General features: G+C 32.0%; 18 protein-coding genes. 10 read left to right on the top strand and 8 right to left on the bottom strand.

The window, feature by feature from the left end; genetic code table 11:
- Nucleotides 1–14: 14 nt before the first annotated feature.
- A complete protein-coding gene (locus ACSBO6_RS18840; protein WP_498843831.1) occupies nucleotides 15–425 on the bottom strand; it encodes a pyridoxamine 5'-phosphate oxidase family protein in 411 nt (136 codons plus the stop codon).
- A 257-nt stretch (nucleotides 426–682) separates the two neighbouring features.
- On the opposite strand from ACSBO6_RS18840, the gene cax reads away from it, so the two are divergent.
- From cax to ACSBO6_RS18825, 3 genes are all read left to right on the top strand, one after another.
- Entirely contained in the window at nucleotides 683–1741 is a 1059-nt protein-coding gene (gene cax, locus ACSBO6_RS18835; RefSeq protein WP_098847061.1) for a calcium/proton exchanger, read from the top strand.
- 27 nt (nucleotides 1742–1768) lie between these two features.
- The gene (locus tag ACSBO6_RS18830; protein ID WP_498843830.1) at nucleotides 1769–2377 is read left to right on the top strand and encodes a YczE/YyaS/YitT family protein; all 609 of its coding nucleotides are present in this window, start codon (nucleotides 1769–1771) and stop codon (nucleotides 2375–2377) included.
- A gap of 89 nt (nucleotides 2378–2466) precedes the next feature.
- Nucleotides 2467–3276, top strand: a complete 810-nt coding sequence (locus ACSBO6_RS18825; protein WP_098847062.1) for a YfkD famly protein — start codon at nucleotides 2467–2469, stop codon at nucleotides 3274–3276.
- Nucleotides 3277–4129: 853 nt separating this feature from the next.
- Here the strand turns inward: ACSBO6_RS18825 and yfkAB are convergent.
- Nucleotides 4130–5254: a radical SAM/CxCxxxxC motif protein YfkAB gene (gene yfkAB / locus ACSBO6_RS18820; protein WP_098848603.1), complete on the bottom strand. Its 1125-nt coding sequence runs from the start codon at nucleotides 5252–5254 to the stop codon at nucleotides 4130–4132.
- Between the two features lie 198 nt (nucleotides 5255–5452).
- On the opposite strand from yfkAB, the gene ACSBO6_RS18815 reads away from it, so the two are divergent.
- The 3 genes from ACSBO6_RS18815 (at nucleotide 5453) to pdaA (ending at nucleotide 8283) form a co-directional block, all read left to right on the top strand.
- Nucleotides 5453–5620: an SE1561 family protein gene (locus ACSBO6_RS18815; RefSeq protein WP_098848604.1), complete on the top strand. Its 168-nt coding sequence runs from the start codon at nucleotides 5453–5455 to the stop codon at nucleotides 5618–5620.
- Nucleotides 5621–5824: 204 nt separating this feature from the next.
- Nucleotides 5825–7348 carry a fumarate hydratase gene (locus ACSBO6_RS18810; protein ID WP_498843829.1) on the top strand — a complete coding sequence of 508 codons (1524 nt, stop codon included), beginning with the start codon at nucleotides 5825–5827 and terminating at the stop codon, nucleotides 7346–7348.
- Nucleotides 7349–7491: 143 nt separating this feature from the next.
- Nucleotides 7492–8283, top strand: a complete 792-nt coding sequence (gene pdaA / locus ACSBO6_RS18805; protein ID WP_498844683.1) for a delta-lactam-biosynthetic de-N-acetylase — start codon at nucleotides 7492–7494, stop codon at nucleotides 8281–8283.
- Between the two features lie 49 nt (nucleotides 8284–8332).
- On the opposite strand, the gene ACSBO6_RS18800 is transcribed toward pdaA, so the two are convergent.
- Nucleotides 8333–11062, bottom strand: coding sequence for a bifunctional glycosyltransferase/CDP-glycerol:glycerophosphate glycerophosphotransferase (locus ACSBO6_RS18800; RefSeq protein ID WP_498843828.1), 2730 nt, complete (start codon nucleotides 11060–11062; stop codon nucleotides 8333–8335).
- 626 nt (nucleotides 11063–11688) lie between these two features.
- Between ACSBO6_RS18800 and ACSBO6_RS18795 the strand changes: the two genes are divergently transcribed.
- The gene (locus ACSBO6_RS18795; protein ID WP_498843827.1) at nucleotides 11689–12549 is read left to right on the top strand and encodes a DNA-3-methyladenine glycosylase family protein; all 861 of its coding nucleotides are present in this window, start codon (nucleotides 11689–11691) and stop codon (nucleotides 12547–12549) included.
- Nucleotides 12550–12562: 13 nt separating this feature from the next.
- Nucleotides 12563–13951 (top strand): 23S rRNA (uracil(1939)-C(5))-methyltransferase RlmD, encoded by a 1389-nt coding sequence (rlmD, locus tag ACSBO6_RS18790; protein ID WP_498843826.1) that lies wholly within the window; start codon nucleotides 12563–12565, stop codon nucleotides 13949–13951.
- A gap of 16 nt (nucleotides 13952–13967) precedes the next feature.
- Here rlmD and ACSBO6_RS18785 read toward each other — a convergent pair whose 3' ends face one another.
- The 5 genes from ACSBO6_RS18785 to ACSBO6_RS18765 all read right to left on the bottom strand — a co-directional run bounded on the left by ACSBO6_RS18785 (nucleotide 13968) and on the right by ACSBO6_RS18765 (nucleotide 18977).
- The gene (locus tag ACSBO6_RS18785; RefSeq protein ID WP_498843825.1) at nucleotides 13968–15524 is read right to left on the bottom strand and encodes a recombinase family protein; all 1557 of its coding nucleotides are present in this window, start codon (nucleotides 15522–15524) and stop codon (nucleotides 13968–13970) included.
- Nucleotides 15525–16199: 675 nt separating this feature from the next.
- Nucleotides 16200–16910, bottom strand: a complete 711-nt coding sequence (locus tag ACSBO6_RS18780; protein WP_498843824.1) for a recombinase family protein — start codon at nucleotides 16908–16910, stop codon at nucleotides 16200–16202.
- Nucleotides 16907–18313 carry a recombinase family protein gene (locus ACSBO6_RS18775; RefSeq protein ID WP_498843823.1) on the bottom strand — a complete coding sequence of 469 codons (1407 nt, stop codon included), beginning with the start codon at nucleotides 18311–18313 and terminating at the stop codon, nucleotides 16907–16909. The genes ACSBO6_RS18780 and ACSBO6_RS18775 overlap by 4 nt, the downstream gene beginning before the upstream one ends.
- 244 nt (nucleotides 18314–18557) lie before the next feature.
- On the bottom strand, nucleotides 18558–18680 hold the full coding sequence (locus ACSBO6_RS18770; RefSeq protein WP_280635608.1) for a hypothetical protein: 123 nt from the start codon (nucleotides 18678–18680) through the stop codon (nucleotides 18558–18560).
- 135 nt (nucleotides 18681–18815) lie between these two features.
- Entirely contained in the window at nucleotides 18816–18977 is a 162-nt protein-coding gene (locus ACSBO6_RS18765) for a hypothetical protein (protein WP_498843822.1), read from the bottom strand.
- A gap of 366 nt (nucleotides 18978–19343) precedes the next feature.
- Between ACSBO6_RS18765 and ACSBO6_RS18760 the strand changes: the two genes are divergently transcribed.
- Together ACSBO6_RS18760 and ACSBO6_RS18755 are read left to right on the top strand one after the other, a co-directional pair.
- A complete protein-coding gene (locus ACSBO6_RS18760) occupies nucleotides 19344–23063 on the top strand; it encodes an nSTAND3 domain-containing NTPase (protein WP_498843821.1) in 3720 nt (1239 codons plus the stop codon).
- A 456-nt stretch (nucleotides 23064–23519) separates the two neighbouring features.
- Nucleotides 23520–25547 (top strand): SIR2 family protein, encoded by a 2028-nt coding sequence (locus ACSBO6_RS18755; RefSeq protein WP_498843820.1) that lies wholly within the window; start codon nucleotides 23520–23522, stop codon nucleotides 25545–25547.
- Nucleotides 25548–25763 lie beyond the last annotated feature (216 nt).

The raw sequence follows: 25763 nt of genomic DNA, 5'->3' as shown, positions 1-25763 counted from the left end.
TTGTTATTTGTTATTCACAGCTTCATAAAAGTAGGTTCTGTACCTGCCTTTTCTACATATCCGATTTTAATTGGGTTCATTTGAATGAGTACATAGTTTGGATCATCTGGACCTTCAATCCATCTAGACAATTTTTCAGTCCATACTTTCTCTTCTGGCGCTGCGTTTTCAATTACCTCAGCTCTTGCAAACATCTCTACAAAGTTATCATCTAATCGGTCACCATCGTGTCCAAGTAATATATGTACATTTGGATTATTTTTTATATCCTCTACTTTTTGTGAATTCTTATTTGTAGCGATATAAGGTGTTAAGCCTTTAAAGAAAAATATCATGTAACAACTATGCGGAAAGTCCTCGCGAATGGTTGTAAATAGACCTAATTGTTTCGCTTTGAGTACTTTCATAATATTTTGTTGAATCATTTTTTAATAACTCCCTCCTAGTTCAGAAGAAGGAAGGTAGAAAACTATTCTACCAACCGGATCTCCAACTTATGTAATTCTAGTTCTCGAGGTCATAATCCTTTGAGCAATATAGATTAAAATGAAACTTTTATTTAAGTAATTGATGGTTTTAGCTACCAACACTTTAAGTGTTTGTTAATTGTTTTACATTTAAACCTATTTTTTTAAGCCTTTTGCATATGATATTTATAAGGAAATTTATTTAGGGGGTAATTATGACTCAGCGTTTATTTTTTATCATTACGTTAATAGGCGTACCATTATCGGTAATTGGAAGCTTAATGCACTGGAGTGAAATTCTTTTATTTATCATCTTCTGTGTAACGATTATTGCTTTGGCAGGAATTATGGGAAGAGCTACAGAGAGTTTAGCGATTGCGGCAGGTCCACGAATCGGGGGACTATTAAATGCAACATTCGGTAATGCCGTAGAGTTAATTATTGCGATTTTTGCATTACAAAACGGATTATCAGAAGTTGTTTTAGCGTCATTAACGGGTTCTGTAATCGGTAACTTACTTCTTGTAGGTGGACTTTCCTTTTTTGTCGGAGGGCTAAAGTTTAAGCGTCAAAGCTTTAATGTTTACGATGCAAGACATAATTCTGGCTTGCTGATCTTTGCAGTTGTACTAGCCTTTGTTATTCCTGAAATATTTTCAGTTAACATGTCTCCTGATAAAGAGATGACACTTAGTGTAGGCGTTTCGATTGTTTTAATGATTTTATACTTAGCTGCTTTATTCTTCAAATTAGTAACACATCGTGGGGTATACGTTGCTAAAAATCAAGAAGTTGAAGAAGAACATGAAGAAGCTGAATGGGGAACAATGAAAGCCATGATTATTTTAGCATTAGCTACGGTAGCGGTTGGATATGTTTCGGAAAAGCTAGTTCACACGTTTACGACAGTGGGCGATAAATTCGGATGGACAGAGTTATTTATCGGGATTATCGTTGTTGCAATCGTCGGTAATGCTGCAGAACATGCTTCAGCAATTGTAATGGCCTATAAAAATAAAGTAGGAGTTTCAGTAGAAATCGCTGTTGGTTCATCTCTACAAATCGCTATGTTCGTAGCGCCAGTATTAGTGATCTGTTCTTTATTTATAGGGGAAAGAATGCCATTGATTTTTTCTATGCCTGAATTAGTTTCGATGGTTACTTCTGTATTTTTAACAATTGCTATTATGAATGATGGGGATACAAACTGGTTTGAAGGGTTAACCTTATTAGCTGCTTATTTCATTATGGGGATTGGTTTCTATTTATTATAAAAAACTAAAATTGAAGGTGGTAATTAATTGAAAATAATCATACGTGTTATTTTTTATCTAATTGGATTACTATTTTTAACTTTAGGAATTAGTCTAGCCATTAAAGCTGAGCTAGGAGCTAGTGCATGGGATGCATTAGCAGTTGGGGAGTCGAAAACCTTTGGCTTATCTGTTGGAAATTGGATTATCATTAACTCATCAGTATTATTGTTTGTAAATGCTTTTTTGCAAAAGAAAAGACCTGATTGGCTCGCTGCGATTACGTTTATTTTAATTGGACGATTTCTTGATTTTTGGCTAACTGTTGAGTCAGAGTATTTATTTGATTCAAATATTGTCACTAGATATTTTCAATTAGTACTAGCCATCATAAGTTTGACGATTGGTATTGCGATCTATTTACAAGCAAAGTTTCCGTTAAGTCCGATTGATGATTTAATGATCTCGCTAAATAAACGGTTCGGAGTAAGTTTAGGGGTGGCTAAAACGATTGGTGAGGTGTTTGCTTTAGTTTTAGCTTTTTTACTTCAAGGTCCAATAGGCATCGGTACTGTCTTAATTACATTCAGTATTGGTCCTATTTTGCAGAGGTTAAGAGGACCAGTAGAGAAACTATATATTAGGCTAAGTTCATAGCAAAATTTTCACTTTAAGGAATACATATATTTGCATAAACTGTTCATGCTAAGAGTAATAATTTCCTTATTTGTGAAAGGGGCATGAATATGTCTAAATGGTTAAAGCCATTCGTTCTTTTGAATATAGCTATTTTAATTATTTCTTTAAATAATGGACAAACAACTTTTGCAGCAGCAGCTAAATCAGAAATCAAAGTCCCACGTTCGGCTGCCAATGTGACAAAAGAGAATACTTACCCTAATCCAACTCAAGACCTTCCAGAACTTCAACCAGGGGGATTAGCAAAGCAATTATTAAATTCATCAAATGTAAAAATAGAGAATCCAAATCTAATTCGTATGTTTAATGAATCCTCTGTCAGCAAAGCGCCATTTGCAGTAGGCTATAATGCAAAGATTTACTTAGGAGTTTGGCCGTTAAATTACGAATCAAATGAGACAACAATTAATTGGCAATATAAAAAAATAAATACGAACTTTCTAGATAATCGAGGAGAAAAAACGTATAAACGAATTAAATACTACCAAAATTCGCAACAAATTATTAAAGGTGGCTTAACTGCTAAAGTAAGAAACGCAGATGAGGTCATTAATTTAATGATGCATGATGCATCAGAAAAAACAACTCTTCCACTAGCATTCCAAACAGTAGTTGGAGCTGGAACTAAAAATGAAAGAGTATATAATGTACCGCCAAAGCAACTTGGCTATTTATATGCATATGCTCCTGCAGTTAATGAAAAAGGAAAAGTTACTTTTGGAGAAGTTTATTTGATTTTAAAAGGTAATAAAAGATCGCTACAAGTTAAGAATGTCGTGTCACAAGGTGTAGGTGCTTGGATTCCTGTTCAAGATTATGTATCCTTTGGTTATTTTACTTCGGCACACCCTAGGTAATAGAGAAATCCACAAGGTAGATTAGTTTCCTTGTGGGTTTTTGTGCTTTAAGTAAAAAAGAACATGCCATAAAGACATGTTCTTTCAGAGTATTGAAAAATGATCTTGTTTTTCCTTCCACATGAGGAAGTATCTTTCAAATTTCCGCTGGTTTTCTTCCTCATGAACCACTTATGAGGAAGTACTTTTCAAATTTCCGCTGGTTTCCTTCCCCATGAACCACTTATGAGGAAGTACCTTTCAAATTTCCGCTGGTTTCCTTCCTCATGAACCACTTATGAGGAAGTATCTTTCAAATTTCCGCTGGTTTCCTTCCTCATGAACCACTTATGAGGAAGTACCTTTCAAAATATCGCTGGTTTCCTTCCCCATGAACCACTTATGAGGAAGTACCTTTCAAATTTCCGCTGGTTTCCTTCCTCATGAACCACTTATGAGGAAGTACCTTTCAAAATATCGCTGGTTTCCTTCCTCATGAACCACTTATGAGGAAGTACCTTTCAAATTTCCGCTGTTTTCCTTCCTCATGAATCTGTCATGGGTAAGTACCTTTCAAATTTTTGCTCAAATATATACTTAGACTTCTGTTGTTCAATATTGACAATGTTTTATTTCAACAGTATGAAAAAGAACATGCCATAAAGACATGTTCTTTCAGACTGTTGACAAACGCTCGCTTTCTTCGTTACTTCGCCTGTCTGCGGTGCTCATTACCGTCTAGGGTAACTCCGCTCCTCACCAGGCTTCGCGCCTCGAAAGACAAGCGCTTGCAATCAGTCTGAAAATCAGATTTTTTGTACTTTGTCGACACACTGAAAGAACATGCCATAAAGACATGTTCTTTTTCAAGGATTTAACCCTTTAATATGTTAGTACTTCTATTTGAAAAATCAGTTTCAGGGTAATAGCTATTTTTTACAAGAATATTTGGTCCTAAGCATTTAACGGCTGGACAATGACAGCTTAGTTCATTTGCAGTTTTTGATAATGTCCAAGTATCATATGCTTCTTGTAATGTATGGGTTTGGATATTTCCAAGATGAGGTACATCACCGAAGTCAGTAACGATGATGCTGCCATCAAATACATTTACATTTAAGCGTGAACGGCCATCTGGGTCATTTCGTAATGTTACGTTTTTACTATTATATAATCTTTGAATGATGTCTAAATCGTTTTGATCATCACTACATGGATAAAATGGTAGAGTACCAAATAGCATCCAAATATTTTCATCACGTACATCTAGTAAAGTAGAAATTGCTTCACGAAGCTCTGATTTTGTCAGGACTTCTAGTGTACTAGCGAAATCGCTCGCATACATTGGGTGAACTTCGTGCCTCTGACATTTCATTTCTTCTACGATTTGACGATGGATTTTTTCTAAGTATGGAAGCGTACGTTTGTTTAACATTGTTTCAGCGGATACCATCACTCCAGCATCAGCAAGGCGTCGGCTGTTTTCAATCATGTTTTCGAATAATTTCGCACGTTGCGCATAGGTCGGCTTACGATCCATCATCGCAAATCCTGCTTCTACAAATTCATCAACAGTTCCCCAGTTATGAGAGATATGAAGGACGTCTAAATATGGAATTATTTTTTCGTATCTTTCAAAATCTAATGTTAGATTTGAGTTAATTTGAGTACGAACTCCACGTTCATGTGCATATTTCAATAAAGGTACAACATATCCGTTCAACATTTTATTTGAAAGCATCGGTTCTCCACCAGTTATGCTAATGCAGCGAAGTTTTTCAATCTCTTCTAAGCGATTTAAAACAAGCTCAATAGGGAGTGGATTTGGATCCTTAGGTTGTAAAGTATAACCGACAGCACAATGTTCACAGCGCATATTACAAATCGTCGTAGTTGTAAACTCTACATTTGTCAGTATGTTTTTACCATACTCTTCAACATCTAAATATGCTTCCCAAGGATCATATGTAGGTGTTATTTGTTGTAATAATTTTTTCATGTGATAACTCCTTTAGGTACAAAACTTGCACCCATAAGTATTAGATAAATTAATTTTCCTCAACTATTATAAGAAAGAAAGTGAAACCTTGTATAGGAATAACTTCCTAAAATTTAAAAAAATGTCGAAAATCTACGATATATAGGAGAAGAAGGGTATAATATAAATTATAATTGTATTAGAAAGGACGATCATTTCATGTCAAACACAGAACAATTAACTTATATTAAAGAGCGCTTTAATTCAGTAATGGAAACAATCGAATCATTAGAAGCTGAAGAAGTAAGTTTAGAAGAGCTAGATCAATTATTATCAGTTCTAGATGATTTAGAAAGTAAATGTCGTGAAGTTAATCGCCCAGATTGAGTCCATTGTAATGGGCTTTTTTTATTGGGACCAAAAACAAAAATTGTACATCGTTTTAATTTTTAACGATGGAACTTGCTAAATATTTGCCCAAATCAGAACTAATTCTAAAAGGGCTTTTTTTATTCCGTTTATTAAAAATTGTATTATAATGAAGAGGGGAACATTCAGTATTTTTATAAAGGGTTTTAAGGGGGAGCATGAATGCAACACATCCAGGAAAGTATTTATCAATTAATTGTTGAAACATCAACAAATTTACCAAAAGACGTACGTAAAGCAATCAGACAAGCTAAAGCAAGTGAAACGGCAGGTACAAGAAGTGCCATCGCATTGGAAACGATTACAAACAATATTATGATGGCTGAAGGCGATGTTTCACCAATTTGCCAAGATACTGGTATGCCAACATTTAAAGTGAAAACGCCAGTTGGAGTAAACCAACTTGTGATAAAAGAAGCAATTTATGCTGCAATTGAACAAGCTACAAAAGATGGAAAGCTTCGTTCTAACTCTGTAGATTCTTTATTTGGTAAAAATAGCGGAAATAACTTAGGACCAGGTACTCCTGTTGTTAAATTTGAGCAACACGAGAGTGACTATATCGATATTCGCCTAATCTTAAAAGGTGGCGGATGTGAAAATAAAAACATTCAATACAGCTTACCTTGCGAACTTGAAGGACTTGGAAAAGCAGGTCGTGATTTAGATGGAATCCGTAAATGTATTTTACACAGCGTATACCAAGCACAAGGACAAGGCTGTAGCGCAGGCTTCATCGGAGTAGGTATTGGTGGTGACCGTACTAGCGGTTATGAACTTGCGAAAGATCAATTATTCCGTTTAACTGATGATGAAAGTCCAATTCCAGAGCTTAAAGCAATGGAAGATTACATTATGGAAAATGCGAACAAGCTTGGCGTAGGAACAATGGGCTTTGGTGGGGAAACAACTCTACTTGGCTGTAAAATCGGTGTAATGAACCGTCTTCCTGCAAGTTTCTTCGTATCAGTTGCGTATAACTGCTGGGCATTCCGCCGTTTAGGAATGAAAATCAATCCTGAAACTGGTGAAATTTCAGAATGGCTATATCGTGAAGGCGAAGAAATTAGCTTTACAAATGAAACGAAAGAAACAACTGAAGCTCCACGTGAAGTGAAATTAGTAGCTCCAATTACAGAAGAACAGATTCGTGAATTAAAGGTTGGGGACGTTGTTTCAATTAGTGGAATGATGTATACAGGACGCGACGCAATCCACCATCATTTAAAAGACCACGATTGTCCAGTCGATTTAAATGGACAAATTATTTACCACTGTGGACCTGTAGTGTTAAAAGATGAAGAAGGTAAATATCATATTAAAGCAGCTGGTCCAACGACAAGTATTCGTGAGGAGCCATACCAAGGCGATATCATGAAAAAATTCGGCATTCGCGCTGTAATCGGTAAAGGCGGAATGGGTGCAAAAACATTAAAAGCTCTAGAAGAACACGGCGGCGTTTATTTAAATGCAATTGGTGGAGCAGCACAATACTACTCACAATGTATTAAAGAAGTAAAAGACGTAAACTACCTAGAGTTCGGTATTCCTGAAGCTATGTGGCACTTACAAGTTGAAAACTTCAAAGCAGTTGTAACAATGGATTCCCATGGTAATTCATTGCATAAAGATGTAGATAAGAGTTCACTTGAGAAATTAGCTACTATGGCTGAGAAAGTATTTTAATTAATTTAGTTTGAAATGCAATGTCATCTTTATGGCATTGCTTTTTTGTTTTTTAAAAATATTAAAAGTACGCTCCAATTCTATTCATATTTCTAATTTATTTACAGATACTATTTTTAAGTGAGGTGAATAAATTGAAGAGAATTATTGTATATATTCTTACTTTCTTCTTAGTATTTCCTAGTACAACTTTTGCTTATAGTAATACGCCACACGGCTGGGGGATTGTTCGTGCGAATAATGAGGTGCCACCTGATGCCGGTGCGCAACTTAATAAATTGTTATCAAATACAAGATCAGTTTATTTAGGGGATCCTACAAAGAAAGATGTTTATTTAACGTTTGATAATGGGTATGAAAATGGTTTTACACCAAAGTTTTTGGATGTTCTAAAGAAGCATGGTGTTCATGGGACTTTTTTTATAACCGGTCATTACATTAAGGAAAATCCTGAATTAGTGAAACGAATGGTTAATGAGGGGCACATAGTCGGAAACCATTCATGGAGTCATCCTGATATGACTACAATCAGTGATCAAAAGATTATTGAGGAATTGGAACAAGTTAAAATGGCATACCAGGAATTGACTGGCCGAACAGATATGAAATATTTCAGACCAGCAAGAGGTGTTTTTAGCGAACGTACTTTACAACTAGTGAATAAACAAGGGTATGATAATATTTTCTGGTCATTGGCATATGTTGATTGGAAGGTTGATCAACAAAGAGGTTGGAAATATGCTTATGATAATGTCATGAAAATGATTCATCCTGGAGCTATTATATTAATGCATACTGTTTCGAAGGATAATGCAGAAGCGATGGATGCGATTATTACTGGCTTACATAAACGAGGATATCATTTTAAAAGCTTAGATGATTTAATGATGGAAAGAAGTGGATTTGATCCGAACTTCTATTTTCCCAAAAAATAAAAAGCTAATGATTAAGTAGTTGCATTAACTACTTTAATCATTAGCTTTTTTAACGGTTTGCGATTGCTTCATAGTTTAATCTAGCATGTTGCTTAGGTGTTTTGATGACAAAAGGATTATCAACAGTATTTTCTAGGAATTGTTTATCTTTATTAGCGAATTTCTTTATTCCGTTAAGAACTTGCTCTTCTTCAGTTACGACTTCCCCAAAAAGTAAGTCCTGTGTAATTGGTCCTTGATTGTAATGCTCATAGTAAAATCGCTTATAATCAAACTGATAGAAAATAACTGGTTTTTCCATATATGAAAAATCAAATGAAACTGTCGAGTAATCAGTAATTAGTAAATCAGATCTTTTTAATAGAGATTGAACAGTCTCTTCGCCCTGACGAATTACTTTAATCCGATCGTGGAAATCTGGAACATCCTTCATATAAATTTGTGTCTGGTAGTGAGGATAGAATATGATATTTAAATCATTTTTTTCTAGCATTTGGTGCAACTCTGGATTACTTAGTAAAGATAAATAACGATTAAAGTATTCAGAGTTCATTAATTGCTGAGTACTTTTATTCCAGTTTCGCCAAGTTGGCATGATCAAAATGGTTTTGCCATTTCCTGTATTTTCAAGCGCATCCCATCTAGCCAATCCAGTAACAGCCACTTCATTTTCCGCATAACCGAATTCGTTAACAATATGATCTTTTTCAAAATCAGATGAAACGATAAATAATGAATAGCCCATTCGATTTTTATTCAGTACATGATTTACTCGACTAACTCCAATAACGCCATGTTGGATAAGGATCTTTTGATTTTGCTGCCACTCAGGGTGACATTTTAACACTTGTAAGTACTCATGTGTGTACATGTTAGCACGCTCTGAATAAGCATTAATTGTTTTCTCACAAGTTAATAAGTAGAGTGTATGTTTTAGGCTACCATATTGAACAATGTTTCCGAATTCCTTTATATATTCGTAATCCTTTGCTTTTTTATCAATCAAATAGTAACAGTTATCTCTAATTTTATTTTCCTGAATGTACTTGAATAAATGGTATGAATTATCTTGTGCCGTATCTTTTCTTTCCCCAATTAACCAAATATGCTTATTTCGATAATATCTCTGGGTTAAACGGTAAAGGTAAAAAATAAGGAATGACTTCCATTCTCTTCTTAGGATCAGTAACCCAAATTCATAAGTGAGATCACGGAATGTTTTTTGGATTTTTGTTTTTAATTTTCCAAGTAAGCCTGTTTTTTTGATTCGAATGTGTAAATTTTTCTTTGGAAAATAAGGTACGATACTATGTGTTTTAGTTGTTGCAGGTTTTGAATTTGCCTTTGTTGAGAAATAGAAAATATGAAGTGGTTTTTTTAATGAAATATTTCCAACTTTTACTGAAATAAACACTTCATAATCGCCATCAGGTAATATTTTACTTAGCTCAAGTGTAGTTGTTTTATAACCACCATCATTATAATTAATGCTATTTTTTGAGAAAAGATAGGACAAATCAGAACGTTCAAGTGTTTCAAGTGTTACTTTAATGACTTGACCATTGGATTTGTTTTTAAACTGTAATTCTTTAATCGAATCTTCATTATTCATTTCCTCGATAAATGCAAAGCCACCAACTTGCAATCGGTCACCACGTAACGAAAGGATTTCAATTTTTTGATGTAAGTTAAATTCCTTAATTTCCAGGTATTCTTTATATTTCGGAAAATATTTTGCAAAATAATGATAATATTTTCCTTCTATTATCACTGCTCCTTTTTGTAAGGTGCGATCTGATAATAAAGTCATCAATAAATGAAATTCTTCAGGATTTTGATTTAGAAAAATAGTATAAAATACTTTACTAATTTTTGAAGTATTATTTTCCATTAGATTTTCAGATAAGTTTTTAGCAAAATCTGATGAAATCTTTAAAAGATCATTATATTGTTCAATAGGGAAATAATATGCCTTCGTCAGTAAAGACGTTAAATAATAATCCCATAATTTTTTCTCAACATGCGAGTAATGAGAGGTAATGTCTTTCAGATTATAATAGTTTATTAATTCAGTTTGAGTAACAAGAAGGTTATCAAAAAATTCTAACGTACTAGTTTGTTTAATGACATCACTGTTTGTTAAATCTCTCACTTTTACTACGATATCTGAAGTTACGAAAACTTTAGTCGAACAAATAAAAGATTGTTGAGTAAATAATAAATCTTGTTGTTCTGTTAATTGCTCATTAAATTGCAAATGATTGTCGTTTAATAAACTTCTTTTAATCAACATATTTTTAATAGAAGGATTTAAAAGAAGTTCTGGATGTTTATGAAACTCGCGTACTGTTGGAAGATCTTTTTTAATAATTGATTTTAAATCATGGTGCTCCCATTTTCTTGTACCATTGAATAATTGTATATTTCCTAAAGCAATATCAGCATGATTCTTAATCGCATTGTTATATAAATTTTCATAGCCTGAAGAATTTACAAGATCATCCGCATCGATAAATGCGACAAACTCTCCAGTAGCTTCATGTAAACCAATGTTACGTGCTTTGTTTTTTGCCATTAGCTCTAAAGATATAAAGCGAATATTTTTATGTGAATTTGAATAGTTTTCAATTATTTCTTTACTCTTATCAGTTGAACCGTTGTCGATTATAATCGTTTCAATATCAGTTAATGATTGACCTTGTAAACTATTTAGGCAATCTTTTAAGACATCTTCATGATTATGTGCGACAACGACTACACTAACTTTGGCTTTTTCCATAATAGTCTTACCTCACTAGTCTCTACTTTCAATTAAATAGTTTAACATAAATTATAACCTAGTGCGTCTTCGAAGGAACATAATTTACGAATGGTAAGTAGGTATCGTACTCGTATTGTTTCCAATTATGAATAGAGATATTTTAAGAAGAAGAAAAGTAGAAAGGTTAGAAAAAAGATTTATATTATTTTCATCCAACACTTGACTTCGATAATGATAATCGTTATCATTTAAGTATAGCAAATATCATCATAGTTGTAGCGATATTTGGTAAGTTTTGAAACCTATTGGACTTGAAAGTTTCCCCATTCCCTAAAAATTTAATGTGTAAAAGAAAGCTTGACTAGTCCCCAAGCTTTTTTTGTGTTTTCAGACTGTTGACAAGCGCTCGCTTTCTTCGTTGCTTCGCCTGTCTGCGGTGCTCATTACCGTCAAAGGTAACTCCGCTCCTCACCAGGCTTCGCGCCTCGAAAGGCAAGCGCTCGCAATCAGTCTGAAAATAATCATCCTTTTTTGCTCAACTAACTAGAGATCATTCTCTAGTTTTTTGCGTTTCTCACAAATTTTCTTAAGAGGTACTTGTTATGCTATAATACACTTCAGAGTAATTAAGGAGGAACGGGTGAATGTGGAAGGAAGAGGTTGCTTTAGAAACACCATATCAATGGGAAGAAGTTTTAAAGAGATTAGAGCATGAGCCAACATTTACAGTGCATTCTGCTGAAGGGCGGTTAAGTATTCCACTTTATATTGATGGGGATCAAGCAGTTGTAAAGGTTAAGAAAATAAATGATGCTCCAGTTCAGTTTGAAGTCGTTAGTGAACATGAAAATAAAGAGAAAATTCTCGAAGAAGTTGCTACTATTTTGCAATGGCAAACAGAATTTGAAGAGCTACATCATCATTTAAGACAAACTACACTATCTCCTCTAATTGACCTTTTTGGACATACGCCAATTACCGTTTCAAATGATCCTTTTGCTTGTTTAATTACATGTATTATTCATCAACAAATACAGCGTACATTTGCCATCCAAGTAACAAAACGATTCGTTCGAATGTACGGTGAGAGAATTGGTAATTCGTGGTTTTTCCCATCTCCTGAAATAATTGCTAATTTAACAATAGATGAGTTAAGAGATTTGCAGCTTAGTACTAGAAAAGCTGAATATATGATTGGAATTGCTAAAGCTTGGAGTGATGGAGTTTTAAGTCATCAAGATTATCGAACATTATCTTCTGAGGAAATTGCTAAGGAGTTAATCAAGCTAAAGGGAGTCGGTCCTTGGACAGTTGAAAACTTCTTGTTATTTGGTCTAGGTCGAAAAGATATTTTCCCGGTTGGTGATGTTGGAATTCAAATCGCACTTCAAAAGCTTTTAAATTTAGATGAAAAGCCTTCGAAAGAAATAATGGACTATGTAAAAGAGCAAGTTTCTCCGTTTGGAAGCTACGCCGCCCTTTATCTTTGGAAGAGCATAGAATAATGGAGTTGTATATATGAGTAATCAGTTAACAAATAAATTAGAAGTAGGCCAATCCTTTCCAATAACAATTAAACGAATTGGGATAAATGGTGAAGGCGTCGGTTACTTCAAAAGACAAGTAGTCTTCATAAAAGGAGCATTACCTGGTGAGGAAGTCGTCGCTGAGGTAACGAATGTTCGTAACGGTTTTGCTGAAGGGAAAATTCAACGCATTCGAAAAGCATCACCAGATCGCGTAGAACCGACATGTAAAATCTATGAAAAATGTGGTGGCTGCCAAATTCAGCATGCATCTTATGAAGGACAGCTTCGATACAAACGTGACATTGTTATCCAAGCAATGGAAAAGTATGCGAAAGAATTACTAGAAGAAACACCAATTAGAGAAACAATTGGTATGGAAAACCCTTGGAATTATCGCAATAAAAGTCAGCTTCAAGCTGGACTAGAAAAAAATAAAATCATCGCTGGACTCTATACACAAAACTCTCATAATGTTGTCGATATTGGCCATTGTCCAATCCAACATGAGGATTTAAATAAAGTTACTGGTAAAGTGAAGAAAATTTTAACGCGTTTAAATATCCCTGTTTATAATGAACGAAAAAATAAAGGGGTAATTCGAACAATTGTAGCACGAGTTGGTTTACGTACAGGTCAAATCCAATTAGTACTAGTAACTGGAACGAAAGATTTTCCTCAAAAAAATGAACTAATCAGTGAAATTAAAAAAAGAATGCCTGAAGTTACAAGTTTAATGCAAAACATTAATAATCAAATGACTTCCGTAATCTTTGGTCGTGAAACTATGTATTTATCTGGTGAGGAAGTAATTGAAGAAAAGCTTGGAGACTTATCATTCGAACTATCGGCAAGAGCGTTTTTCCAATTAAATCCTGAACAAACAGTTAAACTATATGATGAAGTCAAAAAAGCAGCGGCACTGACTGGAACAGAAAAAGTAGTAGATGCTTATTGTGGTGTAGGGACAATCGGACTATGGCTAGCAAAAGACGCAAAAGAAGTTCGAGGCATGGACGTAACGAAAGAAGCAATCATCGATGCAAAAACAAATGCCCTAAGCCATGGCTTTACAAATACTCATTACGAAGCAGGTAAAGCTGAACAAGTATTACCAAAATGGTTACAAGAAGGCTGGAAACCAGATGTTATTATAACGGATCCACCGAGAACTGGTTGTGATGAGGAGTTTCTAAATACTGTATTAAAGATTAAACCGAAGAAATTAGTATATGTTTCTTGTAATCCTTCTACTTTAGCTAGGGATTTGAAGGTATTGAGTAAGAGTTATGATGTGAAGTATTTGCAGCCGGTTGATATGTTTCCGCATACGGCGCACGTGGAGTGTATCTCGCAACTCATTTTAAAAGAAGGCAACTAACCCTTGTGGTTGTTGCCTATTCTTGTTCTTCGAAAGGATTTACAAAGTTGTAATGAATACGTAGATTACCTTCAATGCTACAGGTTATTTTATTCACCAAAGAGTGCAAGATTTGATGAGTTAAATCATCTAGTAATGAAACGTCTTTAAGCTTTTTTCCTAAATCAATTGCATAGTTCTCACTTTCGCACTCTTCAAGCTTTTCTTGATACTCAATCTTGGCTGTTTCGAGTTCAGCTACTTCCTGGTCTATCTGCTTTCTATATTCAACCAGTTCTTCTCGAGATATAATTTGGTCAGCGTACATATCAAGGTAATCTCTCTTTCTAGAATTTAATTTATTTGCTTTATTTTTGATTTTTGTTAGTTCGTTTGAAATCGAAACCTTCTTTTGATCCAATCTTTTGTGTAAACTCTGTATAAACTCATCATCTTGAATGGAATGGAATAACGCCTGTAGATCCTCTAGGATAATGTGTTTTAGTTCTTTCTCACGGATAACAACTCTATTTAAACAGAAAGGATCACCGTACTTAATATTACCTCCGCATCTATACCCTTTTTGATTTGCCTTGTACCACATTCCTTTTTGGCAATTTTCACAGAACAATACATTAGTGAATAAATGGCTTTTTGGGGCAGTACTTGTACGTGTTCTGGTTAGAAGCATTTTTTTAACTGCTTGAAAAGTCTCTTTTGAGATAATCGGCTCGTGAGTGTTTTCTTGAATTGAAGCTTGGGCTACATCAAGAGTTTTTCGTTTTGTTGTCGTTACTGAAATTGTTTCTGTTCTGTTTTGAACAAGGTCACCACAGTAATGTTGATTGTTTAAGATATTCTTAATAGTAGTAGCGTGCCATAAAGGTGATGCATTAGACTTATTAGCAATTTGTGAAGGTGTAGGAACTTTTTCTGCTGTGAATCTTTTTGCTATTGAATCCATTCCTTTTCCATCCAAGTATTCTCCAAAGATTCGTCTAACAATTTCTGGTGTGTTATCTTCACGAATTTTTAGCTTACCGTTGTCAGAATAGTATCCATAAGGTGGATTAGAACCTACAAATAACCCTCTATTAGCTTTTGTGCGTTTGGCAGCTTTATTTCTTCGGCTACTATTCTCTGACTCGTTTTCATAAAGCCAAGCGTACAATCCAAATTTTTGAACGTCCCCGGTAATGGTATTGATCGAATTATCTAGGCATACAATATGAATATTATTTTGCAAGCAGATGTCCCGTAACTCATATGATAATCTGCCGTTACGAGCTAATCTGGAAAGTTCCTTAGCTAATATCACATCATATAATCCTGCTTTACCGTCTTCAATTAGCCTTTTCAAATCGGGTCTGTTCTCTTTTGTTCCAGATTTCTGATCCTGGTAGAAATCGTAAATTTTCCAATTATGTTCGGCTACGTAATTACGGAATAAATCCTTCTGATTATCAATAGATGTTTTTTGTGAATCCATCTCTGTGGAGACACGAGCATATACTGCACATCTCAAAACACGATCACCACCATTAGTAGTTAAGTATTGAGATGTTGGTGGGTTTGTATATATAGTATTAACCATATTCATAGGTCTTATCTGAGTTGAAATTAAATTCATTGTCATAGCTCCTTACTGCTTTTTAATCTATGTATAAATTTCGGTATTTCGTCCATACTAATAATAATTTTTCGGTAATTCGTCCGGAATGGTATACCAATCTGGATAAAGTACCGAACATCCCTTAAATGAAACCCCTAGTTAAAGGGGTTCTGGTGATAGAACTATGTTAATGGTGTTTTTGATAAACTTAATGTTCGGTACTTTATCCAATCCTTATCTAATTGGATTCGGTACTTCATCCAAAATCAATCAGATCCGAGAAAATATTTGTTTTAAAATATAATTTTGACTCCCGGTTCATAGAAAGCATTAGGTAGTCCACAAAATACAATACAATTAATCTGTGCTCATCTAGACCCAATTGATGATCTAGGATTTCATTAAACCTTGAAAAAAACTGACCAGTGTCTACTAGATGATACGCTGTTCTTAAATTTTCTTTGCAAATCGAGTATTCGTTTATAGAATCTTTGTGTTGTTGAATGAATTCAAGGATTTTTATTTCAAGTTCTCTATCTTGGATGTCTCTTGCTGAATTTAGCTTTGCTTCAAGAGTTTGTATGCGACAAATCTTTAGTTCGATGTTTTGTTCAACACCTTTGCTCATTTCATTAATGGATGACAATGTAATTGGTATTATTTGCTTTGTAGTAACGATTTTGGGTTTTTTATTATGTTTTCTACTGTGCTCGGTCGCCATACACCACCTTTAGGTGAAGGGATTTCTGCCTCATTTAAAATTGTTGCTATTTTTTGTAAAGATTTTCCCCAACTAGAAAGAAAAAATATGAAGTTTACAATCTCAGCATTATCGTTCGGTTCCAACTGCTTTTTCACTTGGTTATATCCAAAAGGTGTTTTTGAGCCAGGCCTAAACGAATCTTCGTTTTCTAGGTCGGCAATTAAATTACATACTGCTCGATCAGATTTTATTTCTGATTCGTATTGAGACATTAAGAAATACATTTTGATTTTAGAATCTTCTGGATCAATTGGTTTATTTGATTCTGTTGTGTAGACCTCAAGTTCAGGCAATTCTTCTAATAATGGTCGATAGAAGTCAATCGTAAATGAATAGCCCGTTCGATCCATTCTGGAAATATCGTGAAATATGACGGTTGGTATATTCATTTCAACCATTCTCTCACCAAGTTCCATCAATTGTTTTCGTTTTGATGCTTGTTTGGAGTATGCGCTTGTAACGTCTTCTATGTAAATAAGATCATCAGGTACAAAGAGTTGATTACGTTTAGCGAATTCTTGAATAAGCTGTTTCTGAATTTCAACGCTGTTATTTTTTTGTTGCTTATATGAAGAGCGACGAATATATGCAAAAGCTGTTTTCATATGAAATCTCCTCCATTAAAAATATAATGAGACTGTAAATCGTGGAGATAGTCAAATTTACTAACCTCAATGTTTACCTCATTCGGATATACAAATACTTTTTTGATAAGCATTGATGGTAGAAAAGGAGAATTAGATTGCCTGCATTTATGAAGATAATTTTTCAATAGGTCTACCAAGCTCTCATTTTCTAATAAAAGTTGCTTTTTTACTTCTAATTGACTAAGTAAATTCGTTTGAATTTCTTCCAATTTGATTAATTCAATGTAATCAGGATTGTCTCTCCATTTACTAATATCATCGATCTCAAAAATAGTCTTTTCCATTAAATTATGTTTTTGTGCCTCTAGTGACTTTAATTCTCCATCAATATTTTTCCGAATTAGTTGAAAGAAGTGCCTTGAATCTTTCAGAAGAATTTCTGTATTTAGGCTCTCAATTGTCTTCTCAAGTGACTTATTGATTATAAGAATTAAATCTTCTGCCGATATTAAAACTTTTGAATGTTTATGTGAACAGGAATACCAAGCTTTCACTTCAGGGACATTCAAATGAAATTTCATTGACCTCTCACAAACACCACAACTCACCTCACAGATAGCTTGATTTTTTAAAGACTCTTCAATATCTAGATAAGTTGAAATTACGGTGCTATTATCCTTAAAATATTTAAATTCCTCATAAGTTAAGTAAGGGTCTACGTGTAAAAGCTCATTCCTACCAGTGGTTAGATCATATCCTGCGTAAAAAGGATCCATTGCAATTTTTAGTAACACTTTTGAATCTTTTTTTAGTTTCCGCTTAAATTCCATTAAAGTAATTTCTAAATCTTTGTGTGTTGTGATTTGCCTAATCTTTGTAAAGAATTCTAGCAATAAATCCTTATTTTCAGGTGATTTTTTAAACTGCTTGTTCTCTTTAAAGTAACCAAATTTTTTAGGAGGGTACCTTTTTCTTGCTTCTTCAGTTCTTCTAGCAATGTTTTTTCCTTCAACATCACTCACGATGTTCATCACACCTTCTAGTAGTGTGCTATTGGTAGATTGGTGATTACCATTCCCGGCTGAAGTATAAAATACCTTGACATTATGCTTTTTACACAGTGAAACAAATAAATTTGATTCATAAAAGTCACGGAACAATCTTGTTCGGTCAAAAGCATAGATAATTTCAACCTGATCACTAACAATTAGTTGGATAAGTTTTTTCATTTGTGGGCGATTATTAATATCCAGTTTGTTGGCTGATACGGCTTTCTCATTCATTATTAATATCTCTCTGGGAATATATTTCTTTCTGTAAATAGTATCAGCGGATTCTTGCATCTCTAAATTTTGATTGATAGAACTAACTCTCCGAAAAAACACTTTGTACTTAAGTTTATTTGCTATCGTTTGTCTCATTGTTCTTTCTTTCCTTTACTATGTTTTGATAAAGTAACTTCGCCTGAAGTCGATGAGATACATCTAATTGATCCACAATTATTCTCTGCACTAAATGTTGAAGCCAGATATTAGTTACAGAGTTTATCTCAGAATCTGCTTGTATATTAATTTTCTTCCGCATAAACACACCTCCGCATTTCATCTTTGACGGAAATAAGTGTGTTTATACGAGTAAGCAATATAACTAACTATTGCTTGAGCACTAATCTTCAAATTTCAAATCTAGTCTTAGTTGAACAGATTCCTCTTTATCTGTGGTCTTAATAATTATTTTGATAATTCCTTTCTCTTGACCAGGGAAAGACTTGATGTTAGTTTCTTTCATCTTTTAACCTCCCGTAAGTAAGAAATTGCTCTAGTAGGAATTGTGATAAGTGGCCTTCCTTCTGAAGTTTCTTTAATTTTTCTGTAAAGGTGTTTAATTCTAATCTAGTTAATGTTCTATCTTGATTTGTGTATATCAAGCACATTCACTTCCTAACTGTTCTTTTTTATCTGATAGTTCTTTTTGATTTAATGGATAATCTAGCATTCTTTCTAATTTAGAGATTAATAAATCTTGGATAATAGCACTTGCATTAAGTGCATTTTCTTGTGTAGCATAGCAGCGGATAACTTTCAAAATTCTCTCTCCTTATTTCGGTTATATATTTGTCAGAAAAAAGGAAGTAACTAAAGCTCAATACTGATTCTTATATTTAAGTGTTTAATTATTGGTTTATTTACTTCTTAATTTCTTGCTTATAATTTTTCGAATGAATTATATTCAATAACTTCTTGAAAAACCAATAGTTAAAAATAAAAAATTAAAAAAAAGGTTTATTTAGTTGTTTTATTGATTGAAAAATGAAATATTGGGGGTGTTTCAGAAGTTTATATACAAATAAAAAAACCTCCGCTGTAAATGTAGAGGTGATATGATTTATGTGTGCTAAATTGTTTTGGGAGTTAGTAACCAGTGTTTCGAAAAATTAAAAAGGAGATTCTTATGAGTAGACTTCAAACAATTGAAAATAGACTGATGGAAATAAATGAGACAGTTTTTCAAGAGTTATGTGATAGCTATTTAATTTTACGCTATTCAAATTATGCATCTTTTGCAAGGACAGGAAGTCAAACGGGAAAACAAAAGACTACTAAGGGAACCCCTGATTCCTTTTTTTTATTACCAAATGGGAAATATATTTTTGTTGAATATTCTACAAACATATCAGCTGGGGTTAAAAAATTAAAAGAAGATATTGAAAAGTGTCTTGATCAAGAGAAAACCGGTATAGCCTTAGAAAAAATTAAAGAAATTGTATTGTGTATGAATTTTAATTTAAAAAGTAGAATGTTAAACGAACTAAATTATTTGATAGAAAACAAAGGCATTACATTAACATTGATTACTTTGGATTCACTTGCTTTGGAATTAAACTCACAACATCGTGATTTGGTCCATCAATATTTAGATTTAGCATTTGATACAGGACAAATAGTTTCCTTGGAACTGTTTATTGAAGAATATAATAAAGCCTCAAATGGGATTGCTACACCTTTAGATAATACTTTTTTACATAGAGAAGAAGAAAAGAATGAATTAAAAAATGCAATAAGTAATTTCGATTTTGTAATATTAAACGGTGCCGCAGGAGTGGGAAAAACAAAATTAGCTATAGAAACAATTGGGGAATTTTTAACAGAGCATACACAATATAATGCTTACTGCATTTCTTATAAAAATTTCGATTTGTTACAAGATTTATATGAATATTTTAATCCTAATCAGGATTATATTTTATTTGTTGATGATGCAAATAGAATAGATGCATTTAATCAGATTTTAGGATTTTATAAGGTAGCTAGAAAAGGAAGTTTAAAAATTGTTATTACGGTAAGAGATTATGCTACGAATGAAATAAAAAACTTATGCAGTAGTTTATCTAATACAGTCTTATCTATTGAAAAACTTAATGATGAACATATGATAGATATCATAAAAGCTGCACCTTTTGGAATTTTAAATGAAAAATATCAAAATGAAATAATTGCAATTGCAGATGGTAATCCTAGATTAGCTATAATGGCGTCATTGTTAGCAATTGATAAACAAGACTTGTCTGTATTGCATAATATTTCTGAGCTTTTTGAGAAATACTTTACAACTTTTATTAACGATAAAATTAATTTAGAGGATAAATTTATCATCCAATGTTTAGGGGTAATTTCGTTTTTTCATACACTACCTTATAAAGATAAACAATTAATTGAACCGATAATTAAAGAATTCGACATTAATTATTATAAGTTTGTAGACACGATAGAAATACTCGAAAAATGGGAAATAGTAGAAACTAAGTATAATTATGTGAAGGTATCAGAACAAAATATTTCAAATTACTTTTTCTATTCGGCTTTTATTGATAAAGAATATTTATCTTTTGAACTATTAATTGAAAAGTTTTATGCTTTAAAACCAAATCGATTTAAAGACTGTGTAATTGCCGCAAACAATTCATTTGGTGCAAAAAAAGTGATGGATAAAGTAAGACCTTCACTAGTAAATTATATGAATAGTATATTAACGCCTGAGCAAGGTTTTGAATTTTTATCTACTTTTTGGTTTTATTTACAAAATGAAGTATTAGAATATCTCTTTGAGAAAATAATGGGACTACCCGAAGTAGAACTACAAGAATATACTACATTTTATGAGCGAAATCAGTTTGCATATAATAAAAATGGTGTAATCGAGTTAATAGGTAATTATTTCAATTATATTCCTACAGAATTAAAAAACATCCTTGAACTAAGTTTTGAATTTATTAGAAAACAACCAAATCATCTGCCAGAGTTAATACACAAAATTAAAGAGACATTTTCATTTGAAAAGGAAGATGAACATTATGGGTATTACAAGCAGCAAATATTGTTTGAGGTATTAATTAATGGACTAAATAAAGGAGATACATTATATACTGTAGCATTTTATGAATTGGCAAAAACTTTTCTGAAATTTACCTTTGAAGTTCACAAAGCTGCAAGAGAGAATAAAATCACATTTTATAAATATCATTTACCAAATATCGGAAAATTAAGATTATTTAGAAAAAATATATGGAATAGTGTAATTAATAATTTTTGCTTTAACTCTATATTAAGTTTAGATTTATTATCATCTTATTGTGATGTGTATGCAGATAATGAAGATATAGTTAATTTTGACAAAGAATTTATTTTAGTAATAATTGAGAAGCACTTGGATATGGAAAATTTCGAACACTGTTTATTTGTACAGAAATACTTAAGATATTTAAGCAATAATTCAATTACGGATTCTAATATAGATATATTAAAATTAAAATATTGTAATGAACTATATGAAATGTTTATAAAAGTTGATTGGGATAGAATTCGTGATAAAGAAATGTATGAGTTTGATGATCAAGTAGAGTACAAGAACTTAAAAGAGCAAGAAATAAGAAAATCGTTTGTATTTCAATCTACAGAAGAAGCTAATGAATTCTTTGAAAAATATCTCTATTTAATTAGATTTAAAAAAAATAATTCGAATCAAAATATGTTGTTAGATGTTGTTGTTGATGAAAACATCAAAAAAAATAGTCAAATCGGTATAGAACTGATTGATTTAATAATTGATAAAAATGATTATTTAAATTATGTGCCTGATTTAGTGTTTAGAAATCATTTAAATAATTCCGATCTAGTAGAAAAGTTTCTGACAATATTAGAAAAAAAAGCATTCAATCATAGATTGAAATGGGTAATTTCTTTTTATGAAAACATAGAAACTTCATTGTTTGAAATAGACCTTGTTTATAAATTTATTGAATTTATAAAAGCTATAGATGAAACTGTATATATATCATTTGATAGGTTAAACCACCTAGATATGAAAGAAAATTTTAATGACATTCTATTGGAAACAATTACTATAGAAAATAGAAAAAGAAATAATAAAATAATACTTAATAATAGGGATAATTCTCTAAATCTATATCTTGAATCATTTGATAATTTTAAAACTATTAAAGAAACGTACATTCAACAGTCTATAATGAATTCTTATTTTGATTACAATGGTAAAATATTAAGATATATCTTAAATAGAAATCCAGACTTTCTAATTGAATTTACAGAAAATCTCTATTCCGAAAAAAAGAAGAAATTCAAAAAAACAAGTAGTTTAGGATTTATATGGGATATAGAAAATATAGTAAATGCATTAGAAAAAATATTTGAATTTACATCAGAGAAAGAACGCCACTATGTTATAACGGAGCACTTTTGTAATGTATTTTTTAAAGATATAGATATTCAAAATATAACACGGGCTAAAGAATTTATTTTAGATTATGTTAAAAGGAATCATAAGAGTATTGATAAAATGAATGTAATTATTAATATTATTCATAATACAAGAAATGATTGGTTCGAAGATGTAATTAAAACATTTGTAAGTCATAATCAAGATTTGCAAATATTTTCAAAAATTTTGTGGATACAAAAAAATAGAAGTTTTAATGGAAATCAGTTATTTAGCGATATAGAAGCTACTGATTGGAGATATATCCAAGATAAAATAAATGAAATCGACTTAGGAATAAAATTAATTCCTATAAAAAAATTCGTGGCTACTAGAATAGAACTATTTATGCAAAGTGCTGAGGATGAAAGAAAATATAGGTTTTTAAGTATTGATTAAGAAGTTTAATTATTACACTTAGTATTAGAATGTGTGTTTGATTTAGTGCATATGCTGAAAATAGTTATTATTAGTATTTACCCCTCAGCAAGAGTAATGTTATCTCGGACTTTTAGAGCATAGATTGATAGATTAGACAAGCATACAATCCTTGAAATTACAAAAGGGAATTAAAAGTAAGTCAAAGTCCTGTTAGGTCTTGGCTTATTTTAGTTATCACTATTGCTACTAATTATGGTGTTAATTAGGGTTCGATTTCAAGTTTTCTCTCTCAAATCTATTCTTTTTTTATTTTTTAATTAAATTTGCTTATTTCCTTTTAAAAAGGAAAAAATCTATATTATCCATTATGTACTGTATTTTTTAAGATGTATTAGGATTAGAGTTTAACTGATTAGCATTCTGACTATTTAAGATGTTCTATTATTAAAGTAAGCAAAAAAAGGGGTTAGTTTTATGGTATTTCACAGTGAATATCAAATAAAAAAAGTAAGTAATATTGCAACAGATTTAATAGGTAATAAAATTGTATTCTTTATCGGCGCGGGATTTTCTAGAGACCTAGGGTATCCAGGATGGGGAGAGTTATTAAAAGAAATAATTACAGAAAATAACCTTTTGGATAAGATAAAAAATTCAAGTCTATTTTATTTGATATCAAATCAAGTGCATTCAGATTATGAAAAGATAAACCAACTAATGTTAGAAAATTTGATTGGAGTAGATTTTTTAAGATTAGCAGGATACGTTGATATTTTACTTAAACAAGAAGGTAAACAAGACATTCAATCTGAAATAAGAAAAAAAATTATTCAATATGAGGATAAGAGAATAAATAATAGTTATAAGTATAAAGAATATAGTGAAGCTTTTAATAGTTTTGGAGATTATATCAATGAAATTATTACTACAAATTATGATACGAACCTTGAATATTGTATTGAAAAAGTATCAGTAATTCATAGAAATCTTGAGAGTATTAATCACAAAAATATTCGTAACCTGAAAAGAAATATTAAACTATATAAAATTCACGGGTGTGTTACAGATGAAGACAACGGTATTATAATTACCGAAAAGAATTATCAAGAGTTTAACACAAGTAATAAATACATATTTTACAAGCTTTACTCAACTTTTATGGAAAATAATATTGTCTTTCTTGGTTATAGTTTATCTGATCCTAATATAAGGAGTCTCTTATCTGAGGTAATAGATCAAATAAAAGGGAATCAACTTGAAAAGAAAAAAATATATTGGGTAAACCGCGGGCAAATAAATAAAATTGACCGGTTATTTTACGAGAGTATATATTCTATGCAAATAATTGATGAGATAGAAATACTTGATTTTTTTAATCTTCTTATAAGATTAGTTCAAACTAAGTGGAATGACTTAGAACAGGTTGAAGTTCATTGGGAGAAAGTAGCTGAGGAACTTATAAGTCGAACCTCCTTAGGACAAGCAGAATATATTGACTTAATCAATAAAGTAATAGAATCAGAAAAACTGGATCAAGTATTGAGCCACATCTTTAATAGTTTCGTAGTAGAGGAATCAGTAAGAAAAGAAGCGGATAAGGCATTTTTTATGTTATTGTCTAGGTCAGGAAATGAAATTATTACAACTTTTGAACCGAAATTAACTGACATCCTATCTGTAGAGGATAACCACCTTTTAGCAATCATCGACCTGTTACAAATCGACGATAAGGTAAACGAACTATTTGTAGAAAGGGGTTATTCAAAAATATTACTAGAAAGTCTAGTTTCACGTGCTAAAACTATAAACGATTTTTATTTATATAAACGTTATGTTATAGCATTGTTAGATTATTATAAAATATTTGAAGGAGAATTATGGGGGTTAAAAGACAAATATATTGAGGCGTTCTTTTCAAACTATATGTATCTTACTACCACAAGAACATTGGGATATTCTTGGGAGAGTTTAAATGATGTCAAAGATAAAGTAGATATTTTAGATACTGATATAATAGAGGGGATTTTAAATCAATATTCTGATAATAAAAAATCAAATATACAAAAAGAACAAATTCTCGTTTTGACATCAAAGTTAGAAAAATTGAAAAGCCACGAGTTACAGTTCAAACACATTATTAAGCCCCGTTTCTCTAACAAACTTGAGAGGAATGTTTCGAAACTATTAAATGAAACATTGGTAAAAGAATTTCACTTCATTTACGATTGGGAAAAGATTGATAATAAATATGTAGATACTTTTAGAAAAGGATCAGATTTAATAATTTTTGAATCAACAAACGAACTCGAGTTAACATTCTTTAGGTTAGCCTATGAAGAAAATAATTTTGAAATTAAAATATATGCTAATTATGAAAAACCTGAGGTTTATCTAGAAATAAACGGCGTTAAATCAACTGTAGAAACCGTGGAAAATCTAGTGGAAATTGTAATAGAGAAGTTGAAAAAAACACTATTCGAATGGGTACGAGATAAAAGTTAACGTTTTGTACTGGATATTTCATATTTTAATTCGATAAGTTTTGATCCCCGAAGTTTAGGGTGAGGTAAAAATTTTTATAGGGATTAGAACAAAACAGTTTGTGTTTACTGCAATTGATATAAAAACAATTTTAAATAATGGTGGATCATCCACAAGAGAAAGAAAAATAATTCTTTGTGAATATCGGGAGTGTATTAAAAAGAGGGCTAATACCTT

Origin of the sequence: Bacillus sp. AL-1R (genome assembly GCF_052180195.1) — a bacterium.
Taxonomy (GTDB): Bacteria; Bacillota; Bacilli; order Bacillales; family Bacillaceae_G; genus Gottfriedia.
Note: the sequence above shows the minus strand (reverse complement) of the source record. Positions and strands in the feature narration are given on the sequence as shown.

Excerpts from the sequence above, each read along its gene's own strand:
- ACSBO6_RS18840 (WP_498843831.1), bottom strand. The coding sequence starts at position 425 with ATGATTCAACAAAATATTATGAAAGTACTCAAAGCGAAACAATTAGGT.
- cax (WP_098847061.1), top strand. The coding sequence starts at position 683 with ATGACTCAGCGTTTATTTTTTATCATTACGTTAATAGGCGTACCATTA.
- ACSBO6_RS18825 (WP_098847062.1), top strand. The coding sequence starts at position 2,467 with ATGTCTAAATGGTTAAAGCCATTCGTTCTTTTGAATATAGCTATTTTA.
- yfkAB (WP_098848603.1), bottom strand. The coding sequence starts at position 5,254 with ATGAAAAAATTATTACAACAAATAACACCTACATATGATCCTTGGGAA.
- ACSBO6_RS18815 (WP_098848604.1), top strand. The coding sequence starts at position 5,453 with ATGTCAAACACAGAACAATTAACTTATATTAAAGAGCGCTTTAATTCA.
- ACSBO6_RS18810 (WP_498843829.1), top strand. The coding sequence starts at position 5,825 with ATGCAACACATCCAGGAAAGTATTTATCAATTAATTGTTGAAACATCA.
- ACSBO6_RS18800 (WP_498843828.1), bottom strand. The coding sequence starts at position 11,062 with ATGGAAAAAGCCAAAGTTAGTGTAGTCGTTGTCGCACATAATCATGAA.
- ACSBO6_RS18795 (WP_498843827.1), top strand. The coding sequence starts at position 11,689 with ATGTGGAAGGAAGAGGTTGCTTTAGAAACACCATATCAATGGGAAGAA.
- rlmD (WP_498843826.1), top strand. The coding sequence starts at position 12,563 with ATGAGTAATCAGTTAACAAATAAATTAGAAGTAGGCCAATCCTTTCCA.
- ACSBO6_RS18785 (WP_498843825.1), bottom strand. The coding sequence starts at position 15,524 with ATGGTTAATACTATATATACAAACCCACCAACATCTCAATACTTAACT.
- ACSBO6_RS18780 (WP_498843824.1), bottom strand. The coding sequence starts at position 16,910 with ATGAAAACAGCTTTTGCATATATTCGTCGCTCTTCATATAAGCAACAA.
- ACSBO6_RS18775 (WP_498843823.1), bottom strand. The coding sequence starts at position 18,313 with ATGAGACAAACGATAGCAAATAAACTTAAGTACAAAGTGTTTTTTCGG.
- ACSBO6_RS18770 (WP_280635608.1), bottom strand. The coding sequence starts at position 18,680 with ATGAAAGAAACTAACATCAAGTCTTTCCCTGGTCAAGAGAAAGGAATT.
- ACSBO6_RS18760 (WP_498843821.1), top strand. The coding sequence starts at position 19,344 with ATGAGTAGACTTCAAACAATTGAAAATAGACTGATGGAAATAAATGAG.
- ACSBO6_RS18755 (WP_498843820.1), top strand. The coding sequence starts at position 23,520 with ATGGTATTTCACAGTGAATATCAAATAAAAAAAGTAAGTAATATTGCA.